At 73.6% G+C, this 8376-nt stretch carries 7 protein-coding genes; 3 read left to right on the top strand and 4 right to left on the bottom strand.

The features are described from left to right. The first annotated feature begins 403 nt into the window (after positions 1-403). Positions 404-979, top strand: coding sequence for a hypothetical protein (locus ACFWFZ_RS19770; protein ID WP_387123951.1), 576 nt, complete (start codon positions 404-406; stop codon positions 977-979). Between the two features lie 166 nt (positions 980-1145). On the opposite strand, the gene ACFWFZ_RS19765 is transcribed toward ACFWFZ_RS19770, so the two are convergent. Both ACFWFZ_RS19765 and ACFWFZ_RS19760 read right to left on the bottom strand, forming a co-directional pair. Further along, a complete protein-coding gene (locus ACFWFZ_RS19765) occupies positions 1146-2309 on the bottom strand; it encodes an NAD(P)/FAD-dependent oxidoreductase (RefSeq protein WP_387123949.1) in 1164 nt (387 codons plus the stop codon). A 388-nt stretch (positions 2310-2697) separates the two neighbouring features. Beyond that, positions 2698-3009 (bottom strand): ArsR/SmtB family transcription factor, encoded by a 312-nt coding sequence (locus ACFWFZ_RS19760; RefSeq protein WP_387123947.1) that lies wholly within the window; start codon positions 3007-3009, stop codon positions 2698-2700. A gap of 120 nt (positions 3010-3129) precedes the next feature. Between ACFWFZ_RS19760 and ACFWFZ_RS19755 the strand changes: the two genes are divergently transcribed. Both ACFWFZ_RS19755 and ACFWFZ_RS19750 read left to right on the top strand, forming a co-directional pair. Continuing rightward, positions 3130-4695, top strand: coding sequence for an MFS transporter (locus ACFWFZ_RS19755; RefSeq protein WP_387123945.1), 1566 nt, complete (start codon positions 3130-3132; stop codon positions 4693-4695). 192 nt (positions 4696-4887) lie between these two features. Next, positions 4888-6399, top strand: a complete 1512-nt coding sequence (locus ACFWFZ_RS19750; RefSeq protein WP_387123943.1) for an FAD-dependent monooxygenase — start codon at positions 4888-4890, stop codon at positions 6397-6399. 77 nt (positions 6400-6476) lie between these two features. Here the strand turns inward: ACFWFZ_RS19750 and ACFWFZ_RS19745 are convergent, their stop codons facing one another. Together ACFWFZ_RS19745 and ACFWFZ_RS19740 are read right to left on the bottom strand one after the other, a co-directional pair. Then, complete coding sequence (locus ACFWFZ_RS19745; RefSeq protein ID WP_387123941.1) at positions 6477-7685, bottom strand: cytochrome P450; 1209 nt, start codon at positions 7683-7685, stop codon at positions 6477-6479. A 27-nt stretch (positions 7686-7712) separates the two neighbouring features. Further along, the gene (locus tag ACFWFZ_RS19740; RefSeq protein ID WP_387123939.1) at positions 7713-8369 is read right to left on the bottom strand and encodes an HAD family hydrolase; all 657 of its coding nucleotides are present in this window, start codon (positions 8367-8369) and stop codon (positions 7713-7715) included. Positions 8370-8376: the final 7 nt, after the last annotated feature.

The raw sequence follows: 8376 nt of genomic DNA, 5'->3' as shown, positions 1-8376 counted from the left end.
CCTAGTAGCTCCGCTACGAGGACATTCGTCCCGCACGCCGAGGGCACGTGCCGAACGCCGCTCCTTGCTCCACGGGGCAACTCGATACAGACCCTGGTCCGGCCGATCCCGCGCGGAGCCGAAATGCACGACGCCTACGTCTCCGCAGCGCCGGGCGGGAGAGTCCGAGCCGCTGCCACCGGTCGACACCTCTGGAGGGGCGGAGGACGATGGATGAGGGGCGGACGAACCCTCCGGGCCGACGGGGTGCGCTCCGAGCGCCTCACCCCGCGCCGCGGCGGAGGCGTCGTGGGCTGCACTCCGCAGCCGTCGATTCCCGCCGCGCGTGCAGCGGCTGCCTCCGAGGCCGGTCGCGTGACACCCCGCCTCCCCCTGTCACATCTCCTCCACCTGGGGAACGACCATGAACAAGCGCACGCGTATCGCTCTGCTCACCCCCCTCCTTGCCGGATCGCTCGCCGCCGGCCCGGCCGCGGCGGCGGCAGGGGCTGCGGCCCCCGCCGCGGCTCCCGCGGCGGCGTGCTTCGTCGAGGCCGCCGCCGATCCCGCGAAGGCCGTGGTCAGCGGCGACGGCTTCAAGAAGGGCAAGGTATTCCTCGACCAGACCGACGGCGGCGGCAGTGGCGGCGCCACGGTGGGCGACGACGGCAAGTTCACCTCCGGTGAAATGCCCGCCGGCAAGTACCGGGCCTTCCAGGAGGGCGGCGCCAGCGCGACCTGCCTGGGCGGCCAGCAGGCCCAGGACGCGGTCAACCAGCGGCTCATCGCCTCGGAGCGCGCGCGTGGCGCCCAAGAGGGCTTCACCGACGGCAAGGCACTCGCCGAGACCGGCGTCTGTGACGCGAAGCCGCAACCGAAGGTCCGCGAACCCCAAGGCCTGGTCCCCAACGCGGAGGGCGTGCAGAAGGCCAAGGAGGCCTACACCACGGCCTACGACACCGCCTTCAACAGCGCACTCAAGAGGTACTGCACCGATTAGGACCTGTCCGCCGATCACGCGACTGCTCCGCAGGGGCGTCGCTGAGCGGTCATCCGGCGGTGCTGCATCCCTGCATCCCCGCAGGGATGCAGGGCCGGCCTTGATCGGCCGGACAGCTGCCAGGCTCACGGCATCACGGGCTCGGGGCGCAGGACGTACAGCTGCCTCACACCCGGCCGCCGGCCGGCAGTCCCGCGAGCCGCGGGGCGGGCCCGGCCGTCGGCGGTGCGTCGAACACGCCGACACCGGTCGGCGGCGGGCTTGCGCCGGCCAGCCGGTCGGCGAGCGACCTCGCGATGAGCGGCGCGAACGCCAAGGACGTCCCCCCGCAGGCCGCGTACGCGTACCCCTGGCCGCCCAGGGCGGCCAGGGGCGTGCCGCCGGCCGGCGCGAAGGCCGCGTAGTAGGCGTCCTCGGCCGCGGTCACCCAGGCCGGCCCGAAGCCGGGCAGGACGTCGCCGAACTCCCTCTCCAGGATGCGCTGCCAGTACGGGTCGGTGGCGTGGTCGGTGATCTCGTCCACCACCCGGCGGGCGGCGGCCGAGGTGAGCTTGAGGCCCCTACCGGCCACCGGCGGGACCAGCCGGGCTCCGCCCGGGGTGCCGAGGGAGGCGATGGCCGGGGTGGCCGCCCACGCCCGCGCCTGGTGCGGCGGCACCCGGCAGTGCAGGAGGGACTGCCGGTAGAGCGTCAGCCGCTCGGCGACACCCTCCGGCAGCAGTTCGCGGGACCGGGGGTCCACCGCCACGAGCACCGCGTCACCGAGCACCGCCCGCCCGTCGGCCAGGTGCACGGTGCCGCTCCCGCCGTCGACGGCGGACACGGCCCGGTGCTCGACCAGCTCGACCCCCCGCTGCCACTTCAGCCAGCCGGCGCAGGCGGCGAGGACGCGTCCGGCGAGCAGGACGCCCGCCTCTTCCTCCAGTACGGCGCCGAGGCCGGTGTCCAGGCGCAGGTGCGGATAGCGGTCGGACAGGCCGGCCGCGGTCAGCTCCCGGGCAGTGCCTCCGGCGTTCGCGACCAGGGCCGCGCCATCCGCCGCCGCCGCGGGCGGCAGCACGGTGAGGGCTCCGACCCGCTCGTAGAAACGCGTCAGGAACAGCTCTTCCAGTTCGACCCAGCGGTGGTGCGCGCGCAGCGCCGCCCCCGTGGTCCGCGGGTCCGCGGGATGCAGCGCCCGAAGGATGCGGTGCCGTCCCGCAGAGGCGGCCCCGGCGTCCGGGACGGCGCCCTGGCCCACGACCGTGACCCGGTGTCCGTCGAGCACGCACTCGACCGCGGTGAGCAGGGCGATCACCCCGCCGCCCACGACCGTCACCCTCGCCGGCATCTCAGCCCCCGGCCGGGATGAGGGTCGCCGGAACGGGAGTCGCCGGGATGAGCGTCGCCGGGATGAGCGTCCTTGCGGCCCGATCGGGCCGGGTCGGGGCGGTCGTGGACACAGTGGCTCCTGGAGGGTCAGGCCCCGGCGTCGACCGGAACGGCCCGGTGACGGCACGGCCGAGGCACGGCGGCAGGACCGGATCGGCGGCCCGGACCACGTGGCCTTCACCCGTCGGGAACGTCCGGTTCTCCGATGCGCCGGCTCCACCCCATTGCAGGGCCCCGACCGGTTGCCCGGAAGGAGTCCGCGCCCCGGACAATCAAAAGCCGCGTGCGCCCGCCGGCGCGCCCTGACGAGCGGCGCGCCGGTTCACGGCGGCCGCCGTGGCGCGTGGTCAGGGGTTGGCGCGGATCAGGTCCAGCAGGCCGGGGAAGCGCTCGTCCAGTTCCGCCCCGCGCAGGGTCGCCGCCCTGCTGTTGCCGCGGTCCACCTGTCCCACCAGGCCCGCCTGGCGCAGGACCTTGAAGTGGTGGGTGATCGTCGACTTCGAGACCGGGAGGTTGAAGGACGCACAGGTCCGTGCCGTGCCTTCCGGCTCCTTCAGCAGGGCGGAGACGACCGCGTAGCGCAGGGGATCGGCGAGCGCGCTCAGCACGGCCGGCAGGCTCATCTCCTCGATCGAGGGGTGGCCATCCTCATCGGGCATCGGCATGGTCCTTCCTGAGGTACGGCTTGCATCATACCTCTCTTCTGTGTCAGCTTAAGGTTCGATCCGAACCGTACCTGGTCGCACCGCCGGCCGGGCCGAGCCTGGAGTTGTGCCCCCATGAGTACGCAGACCACGTCGTCGGCCGCGCCACCTGTGCAGGCGGAAGGGCAGCCGGGCCGCACCCTCACCCTGGCCGCAGTGCTCCTCGCGGTGTTCGTCGTCCCCATGTCGATTTCCGGAACGGCCGTCGCGCTGCCCGACATCGGCGCCGACACCGACGCCGGCCTCGCACCCCTGCAGTGGGTGGTGAACGCCTTCAACGTCGCCTTCGCCTGCTTCACGCTCGTGTGGGGCTCCATCGCCGACATCGTCGGCAGGGTCAAGGCCTTCGCGGCCGGGGCCGCCGTCTACGCCGTGGCCTCGCTCGCCAGCGCCCTCGCCACCAACGTGCTCTGGCTGGACGGCGCCCGCGCCCTCGCCGGCATCGGCGGCGCGGCGATCTTCTCCTGCGGCGCGGCGATCATCGCGACCGTGTTCGACGGCCCGGCACGCGCCAAGGCGTTCGCGCTGTTCGGCACGGTCGCGGGTGTCGGCGTGGCGATCGGCCCCTCGCTGGCCGGCGTCCTCGTACAAGGCCTCGGCTGGCGCTGGGTGTTCGCGGTGCACGCCGTCGCCCTGCTCCTCGTACTGCTCGCGGTGCCCGCCATCGCCAAGGCCATGCCGGCGGACGGCGGCAGCGGTGCGAGCATCGACGTCCCCGGCAGCGCGCTGTTCGTCGTCGCCATGGTGCTGCTGACCACCGCCATCGTGCAGGGCTCGCAGTGGGGCTGGGGCAGCACCGGCGTACTGGCGCTGTTCGCGGGTGCCGTCGTGGTCCTCGCGGTCTTCGCGGCGGTCGAGAACCGCAGGGAGCACCCCATGCTGGACCTGAGCGTGCTGCGCAACCGGCGTTTCGTCGGCCTGTGCCTGGTGCCCGTCGCGGCGTCCTTCGGGTTCGTCACGATGCTCACCTACCTGCCGAGCTACCTGACCGCGGCCACCGGCCGCGACACCGGCGCCGCCGGCCTGATCATGCTGCTGCTCACCGCGCCCGTGCTGGTCTGCCCGATGCTCGCCGCCAAACTCGTCACCCGCGGGGTCTCCGCGCTCACCCTCATCTACATCAGCCTCGCCTGCCTGGTCGTCGGCGATCTGGCGCTCACGCTCTTCTCTCCGGACGTGACGATCCTCGTCGTCGCCCTGCCGATGCTCGTCACCGGCGCCGGCATGGGCCTCTCGGCCGGACTCGTCGACGGCCAGGCGCTGGAGCTGATCGACCCGGCGAAGGCCGGCATGGCCGCGGGCTTCCTCAACACCCTGCGGCTCGGCAGCGAGGCCATCGCCGTGGCGGTGTACGGATCGGTCCTCGCGACCGTCCTCGGCACGCGCATCGAGGACGGCATCGGCGACTACGCCGGCGCCGCGAACGCGGACCAGGTCGCCGACCAGGCCGCGGGCGGCGACTTCGCCCGCGCCACCGGCGTCTCCGGCGCCGTGGACACCGAGGGCTTCACCCACTTCCTCGCCCAGTCCTACGACTCCGCGTTCCACACCGTCCTGTGGGCACTGGCCGCGGTCTGCGCCGTGCTCTGCGCCGTGGTCGCCGCCCTGCTGCGCGGCGGCCCCGCCAAGAGCGCCGCGTGACCGTCCTGTGAGCGAGGGGAGCGCGCACCGCGCTCCCCTCCCGTTCCGCACGACACCGACGAGACCGGCCCGGCGCTCCGATTCCCCCGTCAAAGCGCCGGGCCTCCCGCGTTCACCCGCGCCGCCACCGCGCTTCCCGCGGCACACCGTGTCCGCCCGGCGGGGCGGCACCAGGAAAGGATCCGCGCCCCCATGAACCGCGCCCTCCACGACATCCGCCCCGCCCCCGCACATGCCCAGGTCCTGGTCATCGGGGGCGGACCTGTCGGGATGCTCACAGCCGCCGAGCTCGGGCACTACGGCGTCTCCACCGTCGTGCTCGAAGCCGAACCACGGACCCGTGACCAGCCCAAGGCGGGCACCCTGCACGCCCGCACCGTGCAGGGCCTCGCCCGGCGCGGTCATCTGCACGCGCACGCCGCGACCGAGGACCGGCTGCGGCGCAGTTCCGCCGACGCGTTCCACTTCGCGGGCATGCCGGGGCTCGTCATCACCGCCCCCGCCACCGAGCCCGGCCCCATCGTCGGTCGCTCGCAGGCCGATCTGGAGCGGGACTTCGAACAGCGGGCCCGCGCCAGGGGCGTCAGCGTGCTGCGCGGACACCGCGTGAGCGACATCCACCAGGGTCCCGACTCGGTCGAGGTGACCGCCGAAGGACCGGACGGCGTGCGGCGCTTCACCGCCGAGTACGTCGTCGGCGCGGACGGCGCCCGCAGCACCGTGCGCGAACGGCTCGGCTTCCCCGAGGACACGCACCCCGCGACCGTGTCCGCCCTGCTCGGCCTGGTGCGGCTGACCGACCCCGACCGCGTGCCGTACGGCTGGCACCGCACCCCGCGCGGCTGGACGGTGGCGGGCGTCAACCCGTACGGACACAGCCGGTTCATCACGATCGACTTCCGCGGCCCCCACCCCGACCGGCACTCCCCGCTCACCCTCGGCGAGCTGCGCCGCGAGGGCGAGCGCATCCTCGGCCAGGACGTGCCGATGGCCGACCCGGTCTTCTTCTCCCGCTTCAACGACTTCGCCCGCCTGGTGCGCGACTACCGCCATGGCCGGGTGTTCCTCGCCGGCGACGCCGCCCACGTGCACTTCCCCGTGGGCGGGCAGGGCCTCAACCTCGGTCTGCAGGACGCACTCAACCTCTCCTGGAAACTCGCCCACACCCTCGCGGGCACCGCCGGCAAGGACCTGCTCGACACCTATGACACCGAACGCCGGCCGGCCGGACAGCGCGTCATCGACAACACCCGGGCCCAGCTGGCCCTCATGCGGCCCGACCCCGGCCTCGACCCGCTGCGCGACCTCGTCACCGAACTGCTCGGTCTCGACGAGGTGAAGGGCCGCCTCGGCCACATGATCAGCGCCCAGGAGACGGCGTACCCCCCGCAGGGCGGGCTCGGCTCCCGCTGGGAGGGCCGCTTCCTGCCGAACCTGCCCCTCACCACGGACGACGGCCCTACCGACCTGACCCGGCTGCTGCTGCCCGGCCGCCCCGTGCTGATCCTCCTCGGCGAGGACGGCGGGGTCCACCGCGAACAGGCCGGGCGCTGGGCCCACGTGCTGCGCACGGTCCCCGCGACGACCGCCGTCCCGATGCCCTGGGACGCCGTCCTCGTGCGGCCCGACGGATACGTCGCCTGGGCCCCGGACGGCGGCCCGCTGGCCGACACGCTGCGCCAGTGGTTCGGCGAACCCCGCTGACGGGCGCGGCGAGGGGCGGGCACGAGACCCCGTGCCCGCCCCCGTCCCGGCGCCGCCGCGTCAGCCGGTGCCTCGGTTCACCACCGCACCGGCAGCGATGTCGGCCGCCGCAGCACCGTTCCGTTGTCCCAGGGGACCTCGGCCGGGTCGACGGCCAGGGCCAGGTCCGGGAACTCCTGGGCCAGACGCGTCAGTACGGCCACGATCTCCATGCGGGCGAGCGCGGCGCCCATGCAGTGGTGCATTCCGTAGCCGAACTGCAGGTGCCGCTTGGCCGGCGCGCGGTCGGGGTCGATGGTCAGCGGGTCCGGGAACGCCTCGGGGTCCCGGTTGGCGGCGAAGGCGTCCGGGTAGACCACGGTGCCCCGCGCCACGACCCCCGCGCCGGTCTCCAGGTCGCGGCCCGCGATCCGCGGGAACGCGGAGATCGCCCCCAGCGGGATCAGACGGATCAGCTCCTCCGCCAGACGCGGGGCGATCGCGGGATCGTCGGCGAGCCGGCGCCACAGCGCGGGCGCCGCGAGCAGCGCGTACAGCGACTTGGTCAGCACCGACACCACGTTCTGGTCGCCGCCGAGCAGCGAGCCGAAGAAGATGCCGGTGAGCTCGGCGTCGTCCAGCGGCGGCTCGGCCCGGTCCCGGGCGGCGCGGAAGCGGTCGATCAGCCCTCCGGGCACCGCCGGCCTGACCCCCGTCACCAGGTCCTCGACGTAGCCGTACAACCGGTAGAAGTGCTGCACCAGATCCGGCACGTCCTCGTGCGAGGCGATCTGCACGATCCGCGACGACGGCCGGAAGTACGGTACGTCCTCCAGCGGGAAGCCGAGGAAGTGGGAGTTGACGGTGACCGGGACCGTGTCGAGGAGATCGGTGAAGAGGTCGGGGGACGCGCTGGAGCGCAGTCGCCGGATGCCCTCGTCCACCACCTCGCCGATCACCGGGCGCAGCCGCTCGGTGCCCGCGGCGCTGTAGTCGGCGGCGACGAAACCCCTGATCCGGGCGTGGTGCGGGGCGTCCAGGTTGAGCAGCAGCTCCTTCGGCATCACGGTCGGCAGGAAGCTCGGCCCGTCCTCGACGTTGGTCTCGGCGCGACCGGACGCCGGGTCGGTGAGCACCTTGTGCACGTCGGCGTAACGGGTCAGGTGGGCGACCTTGTGGCCGCTCGGCAGCTGGATCAGCGGAACGCCGCCCGGGCCGCGCTCGTCGAGCACGGTGAACGCCGGGACGGGGTCGAGGTGGGGTATGTCCGTGACGGTGACGGCCGCGGACGTGACGGTACTGGTCATGTGTGCTCCGTGGGGAAGAGTGGTGCGTCAGACGAGCGCGGGCAGCCCGGTGAGGCCCGCCAGCTCGCGTACGGTCCGGGCGTTGTTGCGGAAGTGCACCGCACGCCAGCCGACAGAGCGGGCCGCGGCGCAGTTCTCGGCGAGGTCGTCGATCAGCACGCACTCCGCGGCCGGCACGCCCGCCTCCTTCTCGGCCCGGCGGAAGATCTCCGGGTCGGGCTTGCGGACGCCCACCACGCAGGAGTCGACGATGCAGTCGACCTCGCCGACGGGCGCGACGATCGCGCGCCAGTAGGGCTCCCACTCGGCGACGTTGTTGCTGAGGATGCCGACCCGGTATCCGTGCTCCTTGGCCTGCCGGGCCGTGGCCACCATCACCGGGTTGGCGCGGACACCCTCGAACCACTGCCGGCCGAACTCCTCGAAGCGCGCACGGGACAGGTCGATGCCGGGGTCGGCCTCCTGGAGGACGCGGACCATCGACCGTCCCCATTCGGCCTCGGTGAGCAGGGCCAGTTCGAGGGGTGCCAGGGGCTCGACGCCCAGCTCGGCCGCGACCGCGGCCAGCGCGGTCTTCATCTGACGTGGTGTGATGCCCGTTCGCGCGTGGTACGAGTCGAAGAGCTCGTCGAGCGGCGGCGAGAGCACGCCGCCGAAGTCGAACCAGATCATGGGCTGGGGCACTGCGGTG

This window comes from Streptomyces sp. NPDC060232, from assembly GCF_042726555.1.
In the GTDB taxonomy this organism is placed as follows: Bacteria; Actinomycetota; Actinomycetes; order Streptomycetales; family Streptomycetaceae; genus Streptomyces.
The sequence above is the reverse complement of the archived record's forward strand: the minus strand, read 5'-3'. Positions and strand labels throughout refer to the sequence as shown.

Excerpts from the sequence above, each read along its gene's own strand:
- ACFWFZ_RS19770 (WP_387123951.1), top strand. The coding sequence starts at position 404 with ATGAACAAGCGCACGCGTATCGCTCTGCTCACCCCCCTCCTTGCCGGA.
- ACFWFZ_RS19765 (WP_387123949.1), bottom strand. The coding sequence starts at position 2,309 with ATGCCGGCGAGGGTGACGGTCGTGGGCGGCGGGGTGATCGCCCTGCTC.
- ACFWFZ_RS19760 (WP_387123947.1), bottom strand. The coding sequence starts at position 3,009 with ATGCCCGATGAGGATGGCCACCCCTCGATCGAGGAGATGAGCCTGCCG.
- ACFWFZ_RS19745 (WP_387123941.1), bottom strand. The coding sequence starts at position 7,685 with ATGACCAGTACCGTCACGTCCGCGGCCGTCACCGTCACGGACATACCC.
- ACFWFZ_RS19755 (WP_387123945.1), top strand. The coding sequence starts at position 3,130 with ATGAGTACGCAGACCACGTCGTCGGCCGCGCCACCTGTGCAGGCGGAA.
- ACFWFZ_RS19750 (WP_387123943.1), top strand. The coding sequence starts at position 4,888 with ATGAACCGCGCCCTCCACGACATCCGCCCCGCCCCCGCACATGCCCAG.